Consider the following 21260-nt stretch of genomic DNA (forward strand, 5'->3'; position numbering starts at 1 on the left):
TTCAATCCTCCTCACTGATGAAGACGTTTTTGGTGTCGGTAAACGCAAGCGGCGCATCGGGTCCGAGCTCGCGGCCCAGCCCCGACTGTTTAACTCCGCCGAACGGGGTCCAGTAGCGCACCGAGGAGTGGGAGTTGACGCTCAGCACGCCCGCTTCCACCGCCCGGGACACCCGCATGGCCCGCCCTAGATTTCGGGTCCAGATGGAGCCGGACAGACCGAATTCGGTGTCGTTGGCCAGCCGGATGGCTTCGGACTCGCTATCGAACGGCATCACCGAAAGCACGGGCCCGAAGACCTCCTCGCGCCAATGCCGGTCGCCCGGACCGGCGGCAAGCACCGTGGCCGGGAACCAGTACCCCTTGCCGTGCGGGGCCGAGCCCTGCATCAGCGGGTTGTCCACATAGGACGCCACGCGCTCGCGCTGCGCGGCGGAGATCAGTGGACCCATGTCCGTACCACACCGCCAGTTGCGCACGTGCGGCTCGAGCAACGCCAGGAACTCATCATGAACCGAACGCTCAACCAGCAGCCGCGACCGGGCACAGCAGTCCTGCCCCGCGTTGTCGAAAACCGCCCCGGGCAGGGCAGCAGCGGCCTTCTCCAGGTTGGCGTCGGCGAACAGGACCGTCGCCGCCTTGCCGCCCAGTTCGAGCGTGACCCTGGTCAGATCCGGGGCGCAGGCCGCCATGATCTGCTTGCCCACCTCCACCGAGCCGGTGAAGCAGATCTTCCGGACATCGGGATGGCTCACCAGCTCCCGCCCGGTCACCGAGCCGGGCCCGGTCAGCACCGTCAACACCCCCTCGGGCAGACCCGCTTCCAGCGCCAGCTCACCGATGCGCAACGCGGTCAGCGGCGTCAGCTCGGCAGGCTTGATGATGACGGTGTTGCCGGCCGCGAGCGCGGGCGCGAAGCCCCACGCGGCGATCGGCATGGGAAAGTTCCACGGCACGATGACACCGACCACGCCCAGCGGCTCATGGAAGGTGACGTCCCAGCCACCCGCCACGGGGATCTGCAGCCCACACAGACGCTCGGGCGCACCCGAGTAGTAGTCGAGCAGATCGCGGACATTACCGGCCTCCCAGCGCGCGTTGCCCTGGGTGTGGCCCGCATTGCGTACCTCTATCGCGGCCAGCTCATCGATGTGCGCGTCGATGACGGAAGCGAAGCGGCGCAACAGTTTCGCCCGATCGCCCGGGGACACCCGCCGCCACGACGCAAAGGCCCGCTTGGCGTTTTCCACGACCGGGCCGACCTCGCCCGGCTCGATGAACGCGATTTCCTCTTCGGTGGCTGGATCGACTATCTTCACAGTCTTTCGAACCCCCGGACCAGCTCCCAGTCGGTGACCGCCGCATCGAACGCTTTGACCTCAACGCCGGCCGCGTGGGCGTAATGGGTCACCACCTCATCGCCGAAGGCCTCCCGTGCCACCTGCGACGACTCCCACTTTGTCAGCGCCTCGCGCAGGGTGCCCGGAACCCGGGTCGCGGTCTCATCCCGATAGGCGTTGCCGGTGAACACCGGCTCCAGCTCGAGGTTGTTGTCCAACCCGTGCAGCGCCCCCGCGATCAGCGCCGAGATGGCCAGGTAGGGGTTGACGTCCCCGCCCGGTACCCGATGCTCCACCCGCAACGACAGGTCGTGACCGACCAGGCGCAGGGCACACGTGCGGTTGTCCCGCCCCCAGCGCAACGCGGTCGGCGCAAACGAACCCTCCTGGAAACGCTTGTAGGAGTTAATGTTTGGCGCGTAGAGCACGCTGAACTCGGCAGTGGTGGCGAGGAGCCCGGCGAGCACCCGCTCCCCGGTCACCGACAGCGCATCGCCATTGGACATCAGCGGCTGACCCGACTTGGATCGCAGCGAGAAGTGAATGTGACACGAGTTGCCCTCGCGCTGGTTCGGCTTGGCCATGAACGTCAGCGACATCCCGTGTTGGGCCGCGATCTCCTTGGCGCCGTGTTTGTAAATCGAGTGCTGATCGGCTGTTTTGAGTGCCTCCGCGTACCGGAAGGCGATCTCCTGCTGACCCAGGTTGCACTCGCCCTTCGCGCTTTCCGGCTGCAGCCCGGCACCGGCCATACCCAGGCGGATGTCGCGCAGAAGGGGCTCCACCCGGGTGGTGCCGAGCAGGGAGTAGTCGACGTTGTAGCCGTTGGCTGGGCTCAGAGCGCGGTAGCCCTTCTGCTGGGCTTCCTCATAGGAGTCACGGTAGACGATGAACTCCAGCTCGGTGCCGACATAGGGCACCAGCCCCCGCTCGGCGAGCCTGTCCAGCTGGTGGCGCAGCACCTGCCGCGGTGATTGCACCACCGGCGACCCGTCGTGCCAGAGCACGTCGGCCAGGACCAGCGCGCTGCCCGGCAGCCACGGCAGTGGCCGCAGCGTGGTCAGATCGGGCGAGAGCACGAAGTCCCCGTACCCGCGTTCCCAGCCGGAAACCGCGTATCCATCAACTGGTGTCATTTCGACATCGACGGCGAGCAGATAGTTGCAAGCCTCGCTGCCGTGGCGCAGCACCTCGTCCAGGAAATACTGGGCGTGTAACCGCTTGCCCTGAAGCCGGCCCTGCATGTCGGTCATGGCCAGGATCACCGTGTCTATCTCGCCCAGCTCGACCCTTGTCCGCAATTGCTCAGCCGACCACATAGGTGACAGGTCTACCCGGTCGGCGATCACTCGTCAATTGCCGTCGGTCGCGGCTTCGGCGGGCTTGGGAACCGCGACCGTCGTACCTAGACGATCCCAGATCATGCCGGCCTGATGTCCAAGCGCCCCAACGGCTCCCGGCAGCAACGGCATGACCCAGTCGGCCATCCAGCCGGTGTGGGCCACGTTGAGCACGAGCACCGCCGCCAAGGCCGCGCCCAGGCCCTGCACCATCCCGCGCCATGCGGCACGGCCCGAATAGGTGATCGCCGCGCGGCGGGCGGCTTTGTCGTTCATGTCCGGGAAACCCGCGAGCGCCTTCGCATCGCGCCGTCCGAAGTTGAAGCCCGCCACGGCAAGCGTTGCCGAGCAGCCCGTCACCACCGCGGTCAGGCTGTTACCGGTGATGACCATCAGCAGGGTGGCGAGTCCGCCCCCGATCGCCAGCGCGACGACGGCTCGGATCCATTCCACCTTCTCCCCCGGGTACCAGTAGTACTTGCTGGTGTCGTCGGAGAGCTTCTTCACGATCCGCCCCATTGGGGTTTCCACCTCAAGTGATCGACTACTACTGCCAGTAGTGATCTTAGAACAGCACGGTGGCAAAGGTGCCGACTCGGCGGAAGCCGAGACGGTCGTAAAGGCGACGCGCAGGCTCGTTGTATCCGTTGACATAGAGACTCACCGTGGGGGCGAAACGGCGTAAAGCCTCGCGCACCACGGTCGCCAGCCCGGCCGCGGCGATGCCCTTGCCTCGCCACCGGGGATGGGTCCAAACCCCTTGCAGCTGCACGGTATGCCGGGTCACCACGGCAAGCTCCGCCTTGAACACCACCTGGCCGTCGGTCACCTTCGCGAAGGCCCGCCCGGCACGCACCAGCTCGGCGACCCTGGCCCGATAGCCGCGCCCGCCGTCGTCGCCGACCGGCGAAACCCCGACCTCCTCGGTGTACATGGCCACCGATGCCGGGAAGAGCAGATCCACTTCGTCCAGCCGAACCGGACGCACCAGCGGGTCGGTGGCCGTCGCCGGGACCCGGTCCACCAGCATCAGCGGCTGGTCCTCCCGAACCGTCCTATCCGGACCCCAGCTTGGCGACAGCTTTTCCCACAGGCTCAGCACACCATCGGCCGGCCCGACCAGGGACGCGCACACCCTCGGCCATCCCGCGAGCAGGTCGGCGAAAGCCGCCACCGCCTGACGGTCGGCACCGAGCGGGGTCACCTGCCCGCCACACCACAACACCGAGTCGGGGTGACGGTGGCCGCCGTAGCCGAAGAGGCGTCCTTCGGCCCGCCAGCCGAGCCCGTGGGCCGCTATCCGCTCGGCTACCTGCGCAGACGCGATCGGATGCGCGGCGAGCACCCGCTCCACCGCGGCCCTGTCCGCATCGAGTAGCTGCCGCACCGGGATCGTGAGCATGTACCAAGCCTAGGCCTTGGAGGTGCCGCTTGGAGGATCCGCACGGTAGGCGAGCCAACCCGGGTCTTGCCATCCGACACGTTGCCGATATATCGTAAACACATCGTCGATAGATAGGAGATAGCACGATGCATCGCGACGGACATCAACATGGACACCACCATCAACACTGGGCCGCTTTCGAGCGAATGGCTGATCGCGGAGACTGGGAGCAGTTCCGCGGGTTCGGCCGAGGATTCGGCGGACATGGCCGGGGCCACGGTCGCGGCCGGCGTGTCAACACGCGCGGCGCCGTTCTGGGCCTGCTCGCAGAGCGACCCATGCACGGCTACGAGATGATCTCCGAGCTGGAGCTGCGCACCCGCGGTGCCTGGCGTCCCAGCCCCGGTTCGATCTACCCAACCCTGCAGCTTCTCGAGGACGAGGGCCTGATCGTCAGCGAGGAAGCCAGCGGCCGCAAGCGCTTCACCCTCACCGAGGCCGGTCGCGAAGAGGCAGCCAACGCCGGCCGCCCTTGGCAAGACTTCGATCAGAACCGGATCACCGAGATGCAGGAGTTCCGTGAGGCAGGCTTCGGCATCATGCAAGCGCTGCAACAGGTTTCGTCCGCCGGCAGCGCCGAGCAGCGCCGCGAGGCCCTCGAAATCATGAACGAGACCAAGCGCAGGCTCTACGCCATCCTCGCCGCATGACCCCAGGCAGAAAGCCGCGGTTCTCGTCCTGAGACCGCGGCTTTCTCTTCATGCATTTTCTTCGCCGCTACGTCGTGGTCGCTCGCCGCAAGCTCCCGCGCGGCAGCGAAGGCCCGTGCTCCCCACCCGGCGCTCGCGCGCCGCAAGCTCCGCCGCGATGGGCGATCTTCAGCGGGAGTGGACGAGGGTTAGTGAACGGTGACGAGGGGGGCGGTGGCGGGCTCGTCGTCGAGGGAGATGCCCATCTCTGCGGCGATCTTGAGCGCCTCTTCGACCAGGGTCTCGACGATCAGGGACTCGGGCACGGTCTTGATGACCTCGCCCTTGACGAAGATCTGGCCCTTGCCGTTGCCGGAGGCCACCCCGAGGTCGGCCTCACGGGCCTCGCCCGGACCGTTGACGACACAGCCCATGACGGCCACCCGCAACGGGGCCGGGAAGCCCTCGAGGGCCGCCGTGACCTGCTCGGCAAGCGTGTAGACATCGACCTGAGCGCGACCGCAGGAGGGACAGGAGACGATTTCCAGCCCGCGCTCCTTGAGCCCCAAGGACTCCAGGATCGCGTTGCCGACTTTGATCTCCTCCACCGGCGGCGCGGAGAGCGACACGCGGATGGTGTCGCCGATCCCCTCGGCCAGCAAAGCTCCAAACGCGACAGACGACTTGATGGTGCCCTGGAAGGTCGGGCCGGCCTCGGTGACACCCAGGTGCAGCGGGTAGTCGCACTGCTCGGACAGCTGGCGGTAGGCGCGGATCATCACGACCGGGTCGTTGTGCTTGACGCTGATCTTGATGTCGCGGAAGCCGTGCTCTTCGAACAGCGAGCATTCCCAAAGTGCCGACTCGACAAGGGCCTCCGCGGTCGCGCGGCCATATTTTTCGAGCAGGCGCTTGTCGAGGGAGCCCGCGTTGACACCGATCCGGATCGGGACCCCAGCGGCCGAGGCGGCCTGCGCGATCTCGCGCACCTTGTCATCGAACTGCTTGATGTTGCCCGGGTTCACCCGGACGGCGGCACAGCCGGCATCGATCGCGGCGAACACGTACTTCGGCTGGAAGTGGATGTCGGCGATCACCGGGATCGGTGACTTCTTGGCGATCGCGGGCAGCGCGAGCACGTCGTCCTGCGACGGCACCGCCACCCGGACGATCTGACAACCCGAGGTCGCCAGCTCGGCGATCTGTTGCAGGGTCGAGTTCACGTCGGCGGTCAGCGTGGTCGTCATCGACTGGACGCTCACCGGCGCGCCACCGCCGACAGGCACCGAGCCGACCATGATCTGTCGCGTCTTGCGGCGGGGGGCCAGCAGTGGAGCCGGCGCAGCCGGCATGCCGAGGTTGATCGCGGTCACAGCACACTCACCTGAGGATCGTGATGGGGTTGACGATGTCGGCGGTAACGGTCAGCAGCGTGAACGCACCAAAGATCAAAATTACCGTGTAGGTCAGCGGCATCAGCTTGTAATAGTCGACCCGGCCGGGATCGGGCTTACGCAACCGAGCATAAATCCAGGTGCGCACCTTTTCGAACCAGGCTATGGCGATATGTCCACCATCGAGTGGAAGAAGCGGCAAAAGATTGAACAAGCCCACGAAAAGGTTCAGCGAGGCGATCACCAGGAACCAGCTCGGCCACTCGCCCAGCTCGGCCAGCTCGCCGCCGATCCGGCTCGCGCCGACCACACTGACCGGGCTCTCCGGGTCACGCTCACCGCCGGTGATCGCCGACCACAGACCGGGAATCTTCTCCGGGAACTTCTTGATCGCCTCGATCACACCGGTGAAGGTGCGGCCCATGAAGTCCAAGGCCACCGGCGCGGCCTCGACGACGTTGTACTCCACCGCGATCGGCAGCGCGGGATCGTGGCTGTTGGCCAGGCCGACCGCGGAGACGACGGTCTTCGCGCCGGTCGGGTTTTCGCGCGGGGCGCGTTCCACGCCTACCGGCGTCACCTTGATGGTCTGCTCGGCACCGTTGCGCAGCACGACAAAGTCGGCCGGCTGGCCGGGCGGAAGCGCGCGGATCGCGTCGATCATGTCGTTGTACTCGGCGATATCGGTGGACCCGATCCGCAGGACCTTGTCGCCGGTCGCTATCCCGGCGGCCTTGGCCGGCGCGGGAAGGTCGCTGCTGCGGCAGTCGTCGTGGTCGGGCACGACCTGCACGCAGTCAACGGTCCTGACGAACGGATCCTGGGGGTTGATCGCCGGGTTGGGCATGGCGGCCGTGGCGGCCACCCCCCAGAAGATCATGAAGGCGAGAATGAAGTGGACTATCGAGCCGGCGGACATGACGATGGTCCGCTTCCACACCGGGAAGCGCCACATCGCCCGCTTGTCGTCGGCGTCCTCGTCCTGCGGGGTCATTCCAACGATCTTGACGAACCCGCCCAGCGGGATGCCCTTCACGCCGTACTCGGTGTCGCCCTTCACCTTCGACCACAGGGTGGGCCCGAAACCGACGAAATAGCGCGTGACCCTCATCCCAAAGGCCTTGGCCGAACCCATGTGCCCAGCCTCATGCAGCGAGACGGACACGAGGATGGCGAGCGCAGCCAGGACTATGCCGGCGATGAACATCAAGCGCCTTCCTTCTCGATCAACTCATGGGCACGACGTCGTGCCCACGCCTCGGCGGCGAGCACGTCCTCGACGGTACCTGGTTCACCCCAGTCCGACGCGCCCTCCAGGACGCAAGCCACCGTGTCCACGATGGCCAGGAACGGCAGACGGCCCGCTGTGAAAGCGGCCACACACTCCTCGTTGGCCGCGTTGTAGATGGCCGGGCGGCACCTTCCCGCTCGGCCAGCCGCCTTCGCCAGCTCGACCGCGGGGAAGGCCTCATGGTCCAGCGGACGCAGCTCCCAGTTGTGGGCCAGGGTCCAATCGACCGCCGGGGCGGCCTCCGCCACGCGATCGGGCCACCCAAGCGCGAGCGCGATCGGCAGCCGCATGTCGGGCGGGCTGGCCTGGGCGATGGTGGAACCGTCGGTGAACTCGACCAGCGAATGCAGCACCGACTGCGGGTGCACCATGACCTCGATGTCGTCGTAGGGCACACCGAAAAGCTCGTGCGCCTCAATGATTTCCAGCCCTTTGTTCACCAGCGTGGCCGAATTGATGGTGACCACCGGGCCCATGTCCCAGGTCGGATGCTTGAGCGCCTCCTCGACGGTGACCTCGGCCAGCTCCTCGCGCCGCCGGCCACGGAAGGCACCACCGCTCGCGGTGAGGATGAGCCGGCGCACCTCGGCCCGGCTACCGCCGCGCAGACATTGGGCCAACGCCGAGTGCTCGCTGTCGACCGGCACGATCTGACCCGGCTTCGCGGCGGCGCGCACCAGCGGGCCACCGGCGACCAGAGACTCCTTGTTGGCCAGGGCAAGAGTGCGCCCGGCGTGCAGGGCGGCCAGGGTGGGCGCCAGCCCGAGCGACCCGACCACGCCATTGAGCACGATGTCGGCCGGCCATTGCGCCAGCTCGGCCATGGCCTGTGGCCCGGCAAGGATTTTAGGAACTTTAAAGCCACCATGTGGGTACCCGTTACGAGCCGCCTCGGCATAGAAAGCCAGCTGCAGGTCCTGTGCGGCGCTGGCCTTCGCGACCCCGACCGCCTCCACCCCGAGCGCGAGTGCCTGCGCGGCAAGCAGCGCCACGTTGCCGCCGCCCGCGCCGAGCGCCACCACCCGGAAACGCTCCGGATTGCGGCGCACGATATCGATCGCCTGGGTGCCGATGGAGCCGGTGGAACCGAGCAGAACAATCTCGCGCGGTGCAGAACTGATGGTCACCGGCCTATTGTCCCTGACTCACACGGAACCCAGGAACTCCGGATGGTTGAGCAGGAAGTCCTGCAGGGTCCCATCCCGCGCGGCGTGGAAAAGCGCGAGCGACGCGTCGTTGAGGATGACGTAGGAAATGCCATTGATCTCCTGCGTCGACCACGTGCCCGGGTTGGTCCGCACGGTCACCAGATCGTTGGCGGCCACGTCCTTCAGCGTGAAGATGAAGTCCTCGATGGGCACGCGGCCCGGGTCGAGAATCATCGCCTTGCCACCGGCCTCGATCACCCGATTGAGCTTGCCGAAATCGGTCAGCACGCCCTTGCTCATCGCCTTCTTCGCGATCGCCTTGATCAGCTGCTGCTGGTGTCGCTGGCGGTCGTAGTCACCGTTTTCCAGACCCTTACGGATGCGGGAGTAGTCCAGCGCGAGCTGCGGGGTGAAGAAGCGGCAACCGGGCTCGTGGATGAGGGGCCGACCGCCCTTGGGCATGTTGCGGACCTGCCCGGCCGCGTCGTCGTACCAGACTCCAACGATCTTGCCTTGCGCGTTGTAGGCCAGGTGGATCGACTCGGCGCGCTGGTCGACGCAGAGATCGACGCCACCCAGCTCCTCGACCATCGCCCGGAAGCCGTCGAAGTCGATGAGCATGGCGCCGTTGAACTGCATTCCGGTGAGTTTGTAAATGGTCAGCGCGAGCAGCTCCACGCCGCGGGCACGCTTCTCCAGCTCGGTGCCGCTGCCCTGGTACCCAGAACTGAAAGCAGAATTTATCTTTCCGGTTCCGCCGCCGTAACGGCTCTTCTCGAAGCGCGGGATCGTCACGCGGGTGTCACGCGGAATGGAAAGCAGGTAACCCTGGTCGTGCGACTTGGGGATGTGCATGATCAGGATGCTGTCGGCCAGCACCCCCTCGCGCTCGCCACCGTCGGTGATCTGCTCGGAGTCAATGCCCACCAGCAGCAGGTTGATCGCGCCGTCGATGTTGGTGCCCGGCACCAGCGCGCCCGAATCAGTGCCGATCATCGTGGTGGTAGTCAGCTTGTCGGTCGCCGAGGCGATAGCAAGCCGCGCCGCCACAATTCCGCCACCGCCAAGCATCATCAGAAGAGCTCCGGCGACAACGGTAAGTCGCGCCCAGAGTGGGTCTTTTGGCTTCTTGCGCTTGGCCGGGGTTGCTTCTTCGTCGAAGTCCTCCCGCTCGATGCGGGCTTCCCGGACCGGAGCACGCTTAGCGCGGGTGGACGACGCGGGCACGCTCACTCCGTTCCTGAGGGGGGCAAGGAATGACAACACTCTACAGAGCATCCGCCGCCGTGCCTGCATGCGCCCGAAACAGCTCCGCCTCCATGCCATACCAACGACTAGTTCGCCCAAAATGTCGCATCCCAATCCGGCGCATCACCGCGATGGAAGGAGCGTTGTCAGGCTTGGCAATGGCCAATATTTCCGGCAGCCCCAGCCCAAATCCGTAATCCAGCACGGCTTTCGCCGCCTCGGTGGCGTAGCCGCGGCCCCACGAATCGGGATGCAGGTGCCAGCCGATCTCGACTTCGCCCCCACCCGGGCTGCCGTCGGACGGTTCGGGCATCGGCACCAGCAGTACAGACCCCGCCACGATTCCGGAATCTCGGATCTGCACAGCCCAGACGCCGTAACGGCCTTGATGTTTGGCATAGGTCGCTTCCGCCCGCGCCTGCCCGGCCATCGCCTGATCGAGGTCGGCCAATGGCGTGGCATTGCCGAGCCATTTGACCACCTCCACCCGCCGATAGGTGTCGAACCGCCGCGCGATGTCGTCGTCGCTAGCCGTCCACTCCCGCACTACCAACCGCTCGGTCTCACATATCACTCGCACACCGTTGAAGCGCTTGACGCCGCTGACTTGGTTGCGGGTCGCCCTGGGGCGACCCGCCGGTCTTCCTCAGCTCCTTACGACTCCCTGATGCCGAATCGGCGATAGACGGCGGTCAACGGCCCGGGGGCCCACCAGTTCCACTTTCCGAGCAGGCGCATGGTCGCCGGAACCAGCAGCGTGCGGACCAGAGCGGCATCGACCGCCACCGCCACCACCGTGCCGACGCCGAGCAGTTTGATGGTCGCGGTGCCGCCGGTGGCGAAGCCCCCGATCACGATGATCAGCAACAGCGCCGCCGCGGTGATGATGCCGCCGGTGCGCTGCAGCCCGATCGCGACCGCCTGCGAGTTGTTGCCGGTCGCGTCCCACTCTTCGCGAACGCGGGAGAGCAGGAAGACCTCGTAGTCGGTGGCGAGCCCGAACAGGATCGCCAGCATCAGCACCAGGTTTCCTGGCTCCAGGAAGCCGGTGACGGTGAAGCCCAGCGTGTCGGCTAGGTGGCCGTCCTGAAAAACCCAGACCACGACACCGAACGAAGCCCCGATCGAGATGGCGTTCATCAGCATCGCCTTGAGCGGCAGCACGACCGAGCCGAAGGCGAGGAAGAGCAGGACGAAGGTGCTGACCCCGATCAGAAGCAGCATCCACGGCAGGCGCTCGCCGAAGGCGTCGAGCTGGTCGACGACCGCCGCCGACCGGCCGCCGACGAGAAAGTCCCCGGGCAGCTCACGGATCTCCTTGACCACGTCGCGCGCCTGCTCGCTGCTCGGCTCGCCGCGATAGGCCACCGAGATCAGGGTGGCGTCGCCGCGCTGCGCCGTGACATTGGCCGCCGTGACATCGTCCATGGCCGCTATCCGCGCGGGGAGATCGCCCACCGGACCGTTGACGAGCACGCTGATCGGAGCCGCGCCGCCGCCGGCGAACTCGCTGCCCAGCCGCTCGGTCACCACCCGCGACTCGGTGCCCTCGGGCAGCACGCGCTCGTCGAAGCCGCCGAATTCGATCCGCAGGAACGGTACGGCCAAGGCGAGCAAAAGTGCCGTCACGCCAACCAGATAGACGACCGGCCTGCGCATCACGCTGTGGGCGAGCTTCGCCCAGCCACCACCGCTGCGGCTCAGTTTGGGTAACGGCACCCGGGCCGCATTGACACGCGGCCCGAGCACGGCGAGCAGGGCCGGGAGCGCGGTCAGCGCAGCCAGCATCGCCACCAGCACGGCCGACATCCCGCCCCAGGCCATGGACTTCAGGAAGTCCATGGGGAAGACCAACAGGCTCGCCAGCGCAAGCGCCACGGTCAGACCCGACACGAGGACCGTGCGGCCCGCGGTGGCCAGCGTCAACGCGACCGCCTCCGCCGTCGACCGGCCCGCCGCCAGCTCCTCCCGGAACCGGGAGACGATGAAGAGCGAATAGTCGATCGCCATGCCCAGACCCAGCATGGTGATGATGTTGATCGCGAATACGGATACGTCCGTGACCTGGGCTAGCAGCCGTACCGAAATGAAGGCCCCGAGGACAGCCAGAATGCCGACCATCAGCGGGGTGGCGGCGGCGACCACACCTCGGAAGATGAACAGCAGCAGGATCATGAGGATCGGCAGGCTGATGATCTCCGCTTTGGTGATGTCGTCGCTGATCTGCTGGTTCGCGTCGTCCAGGAAGGGGATCAGCCCCCCGACCTCCACCTCCAGCGGCCCGGCGGCTCGCAGCATCGGCTCGATCTTCTCAAGGTCGGCCAATTTGGCGTCCTCATCGCCGTCCCGCAGCTGGATGGCAAGGTAGGTCGAAGCACCGTTTTCCGAGACCGGGCCCGGCATCACGCTGGTCACCTCGGGTCGCCCCTTGAGCGTGGCGGCCACTTGCGCCGCTCCGCGTTGCGCAGCCGTCAGCGCTCCCGGGTCCGCCGTCGCCTCTGCCCGCATCGCGATCCCATCGGCCAGCGCGGGGCTGGAGTAAATGGCGATGATGTCGACATCCTGGCGGCCCAGCCGCTCGGTGATCTCAGTGTGGGCTTTGCTGGAAGGGCTGCTCGGATCATCGAAGCCGCCGCTGATCAAGTCGCCGAAGACGCCCGCGCCCCAGGTGGCTCCGAGCACGAGAATCGCGGCCGCCACCGCGAGGACCAGCCACCGCAGTCGTACGACCGCGCGGCCCCACCATGCGAACATTTCATCCTCCGAGCTAGTGTTGGTCTGGTTAACACCGGTCAGATTAGTGAACACCGTTAACGCAAGGAAGCTCATGTCGGATAGGTCACAGCGGCGGCGCGATCTCACCCGCCAGGAGATCAAACAGACCGCCAGGAATCAGCTGGTCACAGGCGGTCCAAACGCGATCTCCTTGCGGGCGATAGCCCGTGACATGGGAATCACCGCGCCGGCGCTGTACCGGTACTATCCGGCGCTCGACTCATTGATCTTGGAGCTCTGCACCGACCTCTACACCGATCTGCGGGTCGCGTGCGAGGTGGTTCGCGACCAAGTGGCACCGGAGGACCATGAAGGACGGCTCCTGGTGATGGTTCGCGAGTTCCGGCGCTGGGTTCTTTCCCACCCGGCGGAGTCGACCGTCATCTTCGGCCCACCGCTACCCGGCGTTGACCAGTTTCACCAGCAGTGCCAAGACCTTTCACACGCCGGGGTGCAGTTCGGCCAGATCTTCATCGATCCCATGCTCGCCCTCTACCACCAGGGCCGGCTGCCCGTGGGCAAGGCCATCGTCGACGCTCACGATCACGCGCACGGCGACGTGCCGCCAGAGGTCTACACCTATTTCCTGCTCAAATGGACACAGTTCTACGGCATCATCATGGCCGAGGCTTTCGGGCATCTGAGCTGGGCAGTTGCCGATGCGGAGCCCTTGTTCGAGGCCGAAGTGACGGCTTTTACTGAGTCGCTGATCAGGTAACGTCTTCCTATGACTGATGTCGTGATCATTGGTACCGGACACAACGGTCTGGTCAGTGGCCTCATGCTGGCCCGCGCGGGCCTGCGGGTCACCATGCTCGAGGCCGCGGACGTGATCGGCGGCGCCACCCGCACCGAACGTCCCTTCCCCAAGGTTCCCGAGCTGCAGCACTCGACCGGCTCCTACCTGCTCGGGCTGATGCCCCCGGAGCTGATGCGCACGCTCGACATCGACATCCCGGTGGTGCGCCGAGATCCGCACTACTTCCTGCCCACGCCCGGCGAGAAGTACCTGCTGATCGGCTCGCAGCGCACCGACAACGGCATCTACTCACCGCGCGACATCGCCGCCGACAACGCGATGCAGGCCGAGCTGGCGCAGCTGCGCGAGGACTACGCGCCCGCCTGGCTCACCGAGCCGGGCACCGTTGAAGCGACCGCCGAGCGCTTCATCCGCCCGGCTCTGCGCGAGACGTTCGTAGACCTTGTCCGCGGCAGCGTCATGGACTATCTGAAGAAGTTCGACTTCGAGTCCGAGCTTCTGCTGTCCATGTACGCGGTGACCGACGGCCTGTCGGGCATCAACGCCGGCCCCGACGATCCGGGCACGGGCCACAACTTCTTGGTGCACAACATGTGCCGGCTTCCCGGCGCCGACGGCACCTGGATGATCGCGCGCGGCGGCATGGGCGCCGTCTCCGGCACGCTGGCGGCGGCCTTCAAGGCCGCGGGTGGCGAAATCCTCACCTCGGCCCGGGTGGCTTCGGTGGACACAGAAGGCGGCGCTGTCAGCGGAGTCACCTTGGCCGACGGGCGCTCGTTCAAGGCGAAGGTGGTGCTCGGCTCGTGCGACCCGTTCGAGCTGATGAAGATCGCACCGGTCCCGGCCGCGCTGACCGAGCGGATGCTTCCGTTGCAGCGCACGGGAACCACGCTCAAGGTGAACCTCGCCCTGTCCGGCCTGCCCACCTTCAAATGCCTGCCGCCTGGCGCGCCTTCGCCTTTCGGCTCCACCATCCACCTCCTGCCCGGCTCGGACGGCGACCAGCCGCTGGCCCGCCTGCGCGCCATGTGGGCCCAGGTCCAAGCCGGGGAACTGCCCGACGAGCCAACCATCGAGTGGTACCTGCACACCACCGCCGACCCCTCGCTGCAGGACCCGGCGGGCCACCATTCGAGCGCGCTGTTCGTGCAATCCGTTCCCTACGGCGTCCCGGTTGACTCCTATGTGGACCGTCTGCTGGACATCTGCGAGCTTTACGCCCCAGACGTTCGCGACCTCGTCGCCGACGTGTTCACCCTCGCGCCCAGCGGCATCGAGTCGCACTTCGGCATCACCGGCGGTCACATCCACCACGTCGACAACACGGTAGCCCTCGCGGACAGAATGCCTTACGTGACAGGCCTTCCCGGCCTCTACGCCGGCTCCGCCGGCTGCCACCCCGCCGGTTCCGTGATCGGCGCCGCCGGCCACAACGCCGCCCGCCGCATCCTGACCGACCTCTCCCTCTGACACCGCCGCCCGGAAGGCCAGGTGGGTGTTGTTGCTGGCGGCCTTTGCTCTGCACCCATAGGCGCACATTGACCATGAAGTTGCGCCTATGGGTGCAGAGCAAAGGCGCCGCGCACCCACACCTACCCAAGGCCAAAGAGTCGGCGGCGGAGCGGCGCCCTAGAAGGGTTTAGGCGTCAGGGCGTGCTTCGGCGGCGGCGGAGCGAAGCTCGTGGCCGACGGCGGTGAGGCAACGGCCGCTGGCCAGGTCCCATTTCCAGCCGTGCAGCTGGCAGGTGAGCTGGTTGCCCTCGACGATGCCGAAGCGGGTGAGGTCGGCCTTGAGGTGGGCGCAGCGGCGCTGGAAGGTCCAGCCGCCGATGGTGATGTCCTCGGCGTCGGGACGCTGCGACTCATACCAGCCTTCGGCGTATTGCAGGCGCTCCTCGGAGAGGCACTTGAAGAAGGCATAGACGAATTCGTTGTACTGGCCGATGCGCGCGGCGGTGAAGCGGCAGGACAGGAAGAGCGAGTTGACCCAATCACCCTCGCCGATGTGCAGCAAGTGCTCGATGAGGCGGCGCTCGGTTTGGAAGCGGTAGCGCACTTTCTCGTCGTCGTAGATGCGCACTTCCTTGCCCGGGAAGTCGACGACGATCGACTCAACCACAACGCCGTCGGGGTCGGTCAGGTCGAAACGAACCGGGCCGCCGACACCCTTGGCGAGGTAGACCGACTCCTCGAGCAGCGGCTCGATCTGAGCCTTCATGCCAGCGAGCACATCGATCTCCGGATGGGACCAGGAGGCCTTCTCCCGCTCGATGACGATGCGCTGGCGCTCGGCGTAGGCCTTGAGGTGATTCTCCTTCTGCGCGAAGAAGGCACCCACATCGGTGGGATGCGTGGTGGCGCAATCGGTTTGGCCGATTGTGGCGACGCTGCCGGGAAGCAGGACGACCCCGTTGGTCTTGCCGACCTTCGCGTATTCGGAGATGAACTCGGACTGGTCGGGAAAGATGTTTCCCTCGTCGCCGAAGATGTCGTTGAGGTGCCAGAGTTGATCGTCCAAAAAGCACGGTGGGCCGGCGATCGGGAAGACCCAGCTGGCGTTGAGGTCGTCGATGTAGCGGAAGGTCCGGTCGAACTGCCTTTCCCGCTTCTGCTTGCCGAAGGCGGTCTTGGCCACGCTGGGCAGCTCATACACCATCGGGTACCAGATCGCGCCGGAGAACTGCAGCATGTGGGCGTGCACGTGCCCGAGCGCGGCGAAGGTGCTCAGGTCGGTGGGGCGAGCGTCGTTCTGGTTGAGGACGCGGATGCCGTCGTGCTCGACCCACAGCGAAGAGTCGCCGATCGGGCCGTCGGTGGGGCTCGTCAGCGCCTGGATCATGATCTTCAGGCCGCCGTCGAGCTCATGCACCTCGTCGCTCACGGTTTTGAAAAAGCGCGTGAAGCCCAGCTCACGCAGCTCGTCCTCAAGCTGGGAGGTCGGGTACTCGGGCAGCAGCACGGTCGCCTTCTTCGACACGAAGCGCTTCAGATGCGCCGCGTCGAAGTGGTCGCGATGAAGGTGCGAGACGTAAAGGTAGTCGCAGTCGCCGAGCGTCTCCCAGTCGAGTTGCGAATTGTCCGGGAAAGGGAACCAAGACGCGAAGTAAGCGGGATTCACCCACGGATCGCAAAGGATCGACCCCGCAGGGGTGTCGATCCGCATACTGGCGTGTCCCGTACCCGTAATTTGCACTGCTCTAGGCTACCGGGGAAGACAGCTAAGCCTGAAAGGACGTCCAGTGGCCGCAGAAGAGCCGGTGACCTCGCCCGACCAGCACAAGCCGACCCCCCGCCGGCTGTGGCGCATCGGCGGCGTCGCAGTGATCATTGTCTTGCTGCTCATGCTTTTCGGTAACAACGAAGTGAACACGGGCGCGCCTTGGCTGATTGGTACGGCGACGGTCATCGCGCTGCTGCTTATCGGCGACGCCGTACTCAAGCGCAACGGTCTGCGCGACTAACAAAGAAAGCGGGCCCGATCGCTCGGGCCCGCTTTTCCTTAGCTCATCGTGACCGCAGGATGTCCCGCACCTCGCGGATGGCCTGATCGACCTCGGCCTCGTAATAGCCGCCGGGTACCAGATTCAGCCTGGAGGCATCCAGCTCCGATTCGTTGACCCCGCCGCGGCCCGAGAGCGCGCCGAGCACGTTCTCGAAGAGCCGATCGACTTGGGTCGGATCGTAACCGCTGCCGAAACGGCGCAGCTGGAACGTGCGGCGCAGCTGGTCGACCCGCTGGCTCTCGGCACCGCCGGCCGGTGGCCCGCCATAACCGCCCATGTTCATGCTGGGCGGCGCGGACACCGACTGGAACGAGCCGGTGCTGCCCGAGTCGTAGCCGCGATCCAGCGGCTGCCGGTAGGGCGGCGGCGGAGCGGCCGGGGAGATGGGCCCGAACCCGCCCGTGCCATAGGGATCGCGCTGCGGAAGACCTGTGCGGATCTCGCCGGTGATGTCGGCCCGGCCGCGCTGAGGCAGATCGGCGTAACCGGTGTAACCGCTGGGGGCCTCGCGCAAGCTGTCGGCCATCCCGTTGAAGCTGCCGGCCTGCGCGTAGGACGGATCCGGACGCTGCAGCGGGGGCGCCTCGTAGGGCTGGTCGAAGCGGGGCAAGGAGCTTGTCGGCTGATGCGCCGACGGGGTGCGGGTGGGCAGCGGCGGAGGCGGGGGGCCGCCCGGCACGCTCATCGCCGCCCGCAGCTGGGCACCGACACCCGGAGGCGCGGCGCGCTCTTCCAGCTCGGCGATCTGGCGCTCCACCCGATCGAGGTGCAGGTCGACCTGCCACTCGTCGTAGCCGCCGAAGCGAACACGGAACACCACATCGTGCACGTCCTGTGCGGTGATCGGGGCAGCCGCAGCCCCGTTCAGGGTTGCCTCCACCCTGTCGAGGAAATTGTCTACCTCGTCGACCTTGTAGCCGCGGCGTATAGCTCGCCGTCGGAACCTCTGACCATGGCTAGCGCTGCTCATGCCTCACCCTCACTCGCCGCCAGTTGACCACACGCACCGTCAATCTCACGTCCCCTGGTGTCGCGCACGGTAGTCGGGACTCCGGCCTCCCGCAACCTCCGGACGAATTCCCGCTCCACCGGTTTAGGACTCGCATCCCACCTGCTCCCGGGGGTGGGATTGAGAGGGATGAGATTGACGTGCGCCAGCCGCCCCGCCAGCAGCCGCCCGAGAAGGTCGGCACGCCACGGCTGATCATTGATATCTCTGATCATCGCGTATTCAATGCTCACGCGGCGGCCAGTGCGCTGAGCATAGGCCCAGGCCGCGTCCAGCACCTCCGCCACCTTCCATCGCTGGTTCACCGGAACCAGCTCGTCTCGAAGCTCATCGTCGGGAGCGTGCAACGAAAGAGCCAGGGTCACCGAGAGGTCCTCGTCGGCCAGCTTGCGCATGGCCGGCACCAGCCCCACGGTGGAAACAGTTATGTGCCGTTGCGAAAGGCCCAGCCCCTCTGGGGCTGGGCTGATCAGTCTGCGAACCGCGGCGATCACTCGGCTGTAGTTGGCCAGCGGCTCGCCCATGCCCATGAACACCACATGGCTCAGACGTCGCGGCGTGGCGTGCATGACGCCGGAAGAGGCTACCCCGGCCAGATAGACAACCTGATCCACGATCTCCGCGGTGGACAGGTTGCGGGTCAGACCGGCCTGCCCCGTGGCACAGAAGGGACACGCCATCCCACAGCCGGCCTGGCTGGAGATGCACACGGTCACCCGGTCTGGGTATCCCATGAGCACGCTTTCGACGAGAGCGCCGTCATGTAGCCGCCACAGCGACTTTCGCGTGTCACCGTCATCGCAGGCCAGCTCGCGCACCGGGGTCAGCAGGCGGGGCATCAGCAGCCCAGCGAGCCGCTCCCTGGACGCGGCGGGGATGTCGGTCATCGCCGCGGGGTCGCGCTCAAGCCGGCCGAAGTAATGGTTGGAAAGCTGGGCAGCGCGGAACGGCTGCTCACCCGCTTCGGCGATGGCAGCGCGACGGCCCGCCAGATCCATGTCCGCGAGATGGGTAGGCGGCATGGATGCACGGCGGGTCGGCTTTTCGTCACCGAACGTAAGCGGGACCATGGGCAGAGTCGTCATGTCCGATCCAGTGTCCCACGTTCAGCCATAAGCAACAGCCCCTCGGCGACGGTTATCACGTCGTAGGCGCGAGCACGGAGAGCAACAAGTAGGCCATCGGCGCCGCGAAGACGATGGAGTCCAGCCGGTCCATCAGCCCGCCGTGGCCGGGCAGCAGGCTGCTCATGTCCTTGATGCCGAGATCCCGCTTGAGCAACGACTCCGCAAGATCACCGAGCACGGCGGCGATGGACACCGCCACGCCGAAGCAGGCGCCCTTCCAGGCCGCCACGTCGAGCAGGAGCCACAGCAGCAAAGCGCTGCCGGCGGCCGTGGCGAGGACCGACCCGGCAAAGCCCTCCCAGGACTTCTTCGGGCTGATCGTCGGCGCCATCGGGTGCTTGCCCAGCAGCACGCCCGCCACAAAGCCACCCGTGTCGGAGAGCACCACCGCGGCGATGGTCACCACGATGCGCCACTGCCCATCGTCCACGCGGGCCAGCAGCGCCGCGAACCCGAGCAGGAACGGGACGTAGACCAGGATCAGCGCACCCGCGCCCATGTCGCGCTGGTAGCCGTCCGGGCCGTCGCCCATCCGCCAGACCATGGTGGCGAGCAGCGCCACCAGGAGCCCGATCGTCAAGCCGTTCACGTCGGCGAACCAGGCCAGCGCGATCATCACGGTGCTGCCACCGAGCAGGGGCAGCATCGGCGGGCGGGCCGGGCTGCCCGTGCGGATGGCACGGACCATCTCCCAGACCCCGACGCCTGCCGCGAGCACCAGCACCGCCAGGAAGAGTGGCTTGGCGAAGAACAGCGGCACGAAAATCAGAATGAGAAGGGTGGCCCCGACCGCAAGGGAGACCGGCACATTACGCCCGGCTCGGCCGTAATCGGGGGCAGGAGAGCCGGGCGCGGCATGCCGGAATTGCCGCGCCCCATCGTCGTCGAGATCTGCCATCAGATATCGAGCAGCTCGGCTTCCTTGTGCTTGACCAGCTCGTCGATCTGGGCGACGTACTTGTGGGTCAGCTCTTCGAGCTCCTTCTCCGCGCGCTTGCCCTCGTCCTCGCCGACCCCGCCGTCCTTGACCAGCTTGTCGAGCTCGTCCTTGGCCTTACGGCGGACGTTGCGAACCGCGACCTTGTTGTCCTCACCCTTGGAACGAGCCACCTTGATCATCTCTCGGCGGCGATCCTCGGTCATCGGCGGCACCACGATGCGCAGAACCGTTCCCTCGTTACCCGGGTTGACCCCGAGATCCGAGTCACGGATGGCGCGCTCCATCACGCCGAGCTGCGAGGCGTCGTAAGGCTTGATGATCACCATTCTCGGCTCGGGCACGCTGATCGAAGCCATCTGGGGCAACGGCGTGGGGGTGCCGTAGTAGTCGACGACGATCCTTGAGAACATCGCCGCACTGGCCCGCCCGGTGCGGATGGCCGCGAGGTCTTCCTTCGCATGCTCGACTGCCCGGTCCATCTTCTCCTCCGCCTCGAGGAGTGTGTCATCGATCACGGGCTTCTCCGTCTCTCTCTACCTTCCAAAACCAACCCGGATTATGCCGGGGTGATAAGCGTTCCGATCTTTTCACCGCTCAGCGCCTTGATGATGTCGTCGTTCTCCGCTCCGAACACGAGCATCGGCAGTCCATTCTCACCGCAAAGGCTCAGGGCCGCAGCGTCAGCAACCTTAAGCCCCTTCCGAATCGCCTCCGACGAGGTGATCTCGGCCAGCTTGACCGCGCTCGGGTCTGTGCGCGGGTCCGCGGAGTAGACGCCATCGACACCGTTCTTGCTCATCAGCACGACGTCGGCGCGGATCTCAAGCGCGCGCTGCGCGGCCACGGTATCGGTGGTGAAGTAGGGCATCCCGGCCCCGCCCCCGAAGATCACGACTCGGCCCTTCTCCAGGTGCCGGATGGCCCGCAGCGGGATGTACTGCTCCGCCACCTGCGCCATGGTGATCGCGGTCTGGACCCTCGTCTCGATGCCCTCTTTTTCGAGGAAGTCCTGTAGCGCCAGGCAGTTCATGACTGTCCCCAGCATGCCCATGTAGTCGGCGCGGGCTCTGTCCATACCGCGCTTTTGCAGCTCGGCCCCGCGGAAGAAGTTACCGCCGCCAACCACCACGGCAACCTGGACTCCGGCCCGCATCGCGGACGCTATCTGCCGTGCGATGCCGGCCACCACGTCCGGATCCACTCCGACCGCGCCACCGCCGAACACCTCACCGGAAAGCTTCAACACCACCCGCTTAAACCGACCGGTCAAGAGCGCCACCTTCCTCGTATGCCCACCGCAGACCATATGCCAC

General features: G+C 66.4%; 19 protein-coding genes and 1 pseudogene. 4 read left to right on the forward strand and 16 right to left on the reverse strand.

What is annotated here, in order from left to right; all coding sequences use genetic code 11:
* Nucleotide 1: 1 nt before the first annotated feature.
* The 4 genes from Rhe02_RS20220 to Rhe02_RS20235 are packed head-to-tail and all read right to left on the reverse strand — an operon-like array spanning nucleotide 2 to nucleotide 4081.
* Complete coding sequence (locus tag Rhe02_RS20220; RefSeq protein WP_203909836.1) at nucleotides 2-1318, reverse strand: aldehyde dehydrogenase family protein; 1317 nt, start codon at nucleotides 1316-1318, stop codon at nucleotides 2-4.
* Complete coding sequence (locus Rhe02_RS20225) at nucleotides 1315-2658, reverse strand: glutamine synthetase family protein (RefSeq protein WP_203909837.1); 1344 nt, start codon at nucleotides 2656-2658, stop codon at nucleotides 1315-1317. The genes Rhe02_RS20220 and Rhe02_RS20225 overlap by 4 nt, the downstream gene beginning before the upstream one ends.
* Nucleotides 2659-2691: 33 nt before the next feature.
* Complete coding sequence (locus Rhe02_RS20230; protein WP_203909838.1) at nucleotides 2692-3198, reverse strand: hypothetical protein; 507 nt, start codon at nucleotides 3196-3198, stop codon at nucleotides 2692-2694.
* Between the two features lie 46 nt (nucleotides 3199-3244).
* The gene (locus tag Rhe02_RS20235; protein WP_203909839.1) at nucleotides 3245-4081 is read right to left on the reverse strand and encodes a GNAT family N-acetyltransferase; all 837 of its coding nucleotides are present in this window, start codon (nucleotides 4079-4081) and stop codon (nucleotides 3245-3247) included.
* Between the two features lie 188 nt (nucleotides 4082-4269).
* On the opposite strand from Rhe02_RS20235, the gene Rhe02_RS20240 reads away from it, so the two are divergent.
* Nucleotides 4270-4773 (forward strand): PadR family transcriptional regulator, encoded by a 504-nt coding sequence (locus tag Rhe02_RS20240; protein ID WP_203909840.1) that lies wholly within the window; start codon nucleotides 4270-4272, stop codon nucleotides 4771-4773.
* Nucleotides 4774-4961: 188 nt separating this feature from the next.
* Here Rhe02_RS20240 and ispG read toward each other — a convergent pair whose 3' ends face one another.
* The 6 genes from ispG to Rhe02_RS20270 form a co-directional block, all read right to left on the reverse strand.
* Entirely contained in the window at nucleotides 4962-6125 is a 1164-nt protein-coding gene (gene ispG, locus Rhe02_RS20245) for a flavodoxin-dependent (E)-4-hydroxy-3-methylbut-2-enyl-diphosphate synthase (RefSeq protein WP_203909841.1), read from the reverse strand.
* Between the two features lie 7 nt (nucleotides 6126-6132).
* On the reverse strand, nucleotides 6133-7356 hold the full coding sequence (locus Rhe02_RS20250) for a M50 family metallopeptidase (protein ID WP_203909842.1): 1224 nt from the start codon (nucleotides 7354-7356) through the stop codon (nucleotides 6133-6135).
* Nucleotides 7353-8558 (reverse strand): 1-deoxy-D-xylulose-5-phosphate reductoisomerase, encoded by a 1206-nt coding sequence (gene dxr, locus Rhe02_RS20255; RefSeq protein ID WP_203909889.1) that lies wholly within the window; start codon nucleotides 8556-8558, stop codon nucleotides 7353-7355. Before dxr ends, Rhe02_RS20250 begins: the two co-directional genes overlap by 4 nt.
* 24 nt (nucleotides 8559-8582) lie before the next feature.
* Nucleotides 8583-9812 carry an LCP family protein gene (locus tag Rhe02_RS20260; RefSeq protein ID WP_203909843.1) on the reverse strand — a complete coding sequence of 410 codons (1230 nt, stop codon included), beginning with the start codon at nucleotides 9810-9812 and terminating at the stop codon, nucleotides 8583-8585.
* 40 nt (nucleotides 9813-9852) lie between these two features.
* Nucleotides 9853-10380 (reverse strand): GNAT family N-acetyltransferase, encoded by a 528-nt coding sequence (locus Rhe02_RS20265; protein WP_239123936.1) that lies wholly within the window; start codon nucleotides 10378-10380, stop codon nucleotides 9853-9855.
* A 107-nt stretch (nucleotides 10381-10487) separates the two neighbouring features.
* Entirely contained in the window at nucleotides 10488-12587 is a 2100-nt protein-coding gene (locus tag Rhe02_RS20270) for an MMPL family transporter (RefSeq protein WP_203909845.1), read from the reverse strand.
* A 73-nt stretch (nucleotides 12588-12660) separates the two neighbouring features.
* On the opposite strand from Rhe02_RS20270, the gene Rhe02_RS20275 reads away from it, so the two are divergent.
* Nucleotides 12661-13326: a TetR/AcrR family transcriptional regulator gene (locus Rhe02_RS20275; protein ID WP_203909846.1), complete on the forward strand. Its 666-nt coding sequence runs from the start codon at nucleotides 12661-12663 to the stop codon at nucleotides 13324-13326.
* A gap of 9 nt (nucleotides 13327-13335) precedes the next feature.
* The gene (locus tag Rhe02_RS20280; protein ID WP_203909847.1) at nucleotides 13336-14838 is read left to right on the forward strand and encodes a phytoene desaturase family protein; all 1503 of its coding nucleotides are present in this window, start codon (nucleotides 13336-13338) and stop codon (nucleotides 14836-14838) included.
* Between the two features lie 169 nt (nucleotides 14839-15007).
* Here Rhe02_RS20280 and Rhe02_RS20285 read toward each other — a convergent pair whose 3' ends face one another.
* Complete coding sequence (locus tag Rhe02_RS20285) at nucleotides 15008-16561, reverse strand: Rieske 2Fe-2S domain-containing protein (RefSeq protein WP_203909848.1); 1554 nt, start codon at nucleotides 16559-16561, stop codon at nucleotides 15008-15010.
* A gap of 46 nt (nucleotides 16562-16607) precedes the next feature.
* Here Rhe02_RS20285 and Rhe02_RS20290 point away from each other — a divergent pair, with 46 nt between their 5' ends.
* Complete coding sequence (locus Rhe02_RS20290; protein ID WP_203909849.1) at nucleotides 16608-16829, forward strand: DUF2631 domain-containing protein; 222 nt, start codon at nucleotides 16608-16610, stop codon at nucleotides 16827-16829.
* Nucleotides 16830-16872: 43 nt separating this feature from the next.
* Here the strand turns inward: Rhe02_RS20290 and Rhe02_RS20295 are convergent, their stop codons facing one another.
* The 5 genes and pseudogenes from Rhe02_RS20295 to pyrH all read right to left on the reverse strand — a co-directional run bounded on the left by Rhe02_RS20295 (nucleotide 16873) and on the right by pyrH (nucleotide 21253).
* A complete protein-coding gene (locus tag Rhe02_RS20295) occupies nucleotides 16873-17841 on the reverse strand; it encodes a DivIVA domain-containing protein (protein ID WP_203909850.1) in 969 nt (322 codons plus the stop codon).
* Entirely contained in the window at nucleotides 17838-18965 is a 1128-nt protein-coding gene (rlmN, locus tag Rhe02_RS20300) for a dual-specificity RNA methyltransferase RlmN (RefSeq protein ID WP_203909851.1), read from the reverse strand. Before rlmN ends, Rhe02_RS20295 begins: the two co-directional genes overlap by 4 nt.
* A 55-nt stretch (nucleotides 18966-19020) precedes the next feature.
* Nucleotides 19021-19833: pseudogene (locus tag Rhe02_RS20305) on the reverse strand (phosphatidate cytidylyltransferase); the annotation flags it as partial.
* A gap of 71 nt (nucleotides 19834-19904) precedes the next feature.
* Nucleotides 19905-20462 (reverse strand): ribosome recycling factor, encoded by a 558-nt coding sequence (gene frr / locus Rhe02_RS20310; protein WP_203909853.1) that lies wholly within the window; start codon nucleotides 20460-20462, stop codon nucleotides 19905-19907.
* Between the two features lie 41 nt (nucleotides 20463-20503).
* Nucleotides 20504-21253, reverse strand: a complete 750-nt coding sequence (gene pyrH, locus Rhe02_RS20315; protein WP_203909854.1) for a UMP kinase — start codon at nucleotides 21251-21253, stop codon at nucleotides 20504-20506.
* Between the last annotated feature and the right edge of the window lie 7 nt (nucleotides 21254-21260).

The sequence above is a fragment of the Rhizocola hellebori genome, from assembly GCF_016862955.1.
Lineage (GTDB): Bacteria > Actinomycetota > Actinomycetes > Mycobacteriales > Micromonosporaceae > Rhizocola > Rhizocola hellebori.

Coding starts and splice junctions, on each gene's coding strand:
- Rhe02_RS20295 (WP_203909850.1), bottom strand. CDS start 17,841: ATGAGCAGCGCTAGCCATGGTCAGAGGTTCCGACGGCGAGCTATACGC.
- rlmN (WP_203909851.1), bottom strand. CDS start 18,965: ATGACGACTCTGCCCATGGTCCCGCTTACGTTCGGTGACGAAAAGCCG.
- Rhe02_RS20270 (WP_203909845.1), bottom strand. CDS start 12,587: ATGTTCGCATGGTGGGGCCGCGCGGTCGTACGACTGCGGTGGCTGGTC.
- Rhe02_RS20230 (WP_203909838.1), bottom strand. CDS start 3,198: ATGGGGCGGATCGTGAAGAAGCTCTCCGACGACACCAGCAAGTACTAC.
- Rhe02_RS20275 (WP_203909846.1), top strand. CDS start 12,661: ATGTCGGATAGGTCACAGCGGCGGCGCGATCTCACCCGCCAGGAGATC.
- Rhe02_RS20280 (WP_203909847.1), top strand. CDS start 13,336: ATGACTGATGTCGTGATCATTGGTACCGGACACAACGGTCTGGTCAGT.
- pyrH (WP_203909854.1), bottom strand. CDS start 21,253: ATGGTCTGCGGTGGGCATACGAGGAAGGTGGCGCTCTTGACCGGTCGG.
- Rhe02_RS20235 (WP_203909839.1), bottom strand. CDS start 4,081: ATGCTCACGATCCCGGTGCGGCAGCTACTCGATGCGGACAGGGCCGCG.
- Rhe02_RS20225 (WP_203909837.1), bottom strand. CDS start 2,658: ATGTGGTCGGCTGAGCAATTGCGGACAAGGGTCGAGCTGGGCGAGATA.
- Rhe02_RS20240 (WP_203909840.1), top strand. CDS start 4,270: ATGGCTGATCGCGGAGACTGGGAGCAGTTCCGCGGGTTCGGCCGAGGA.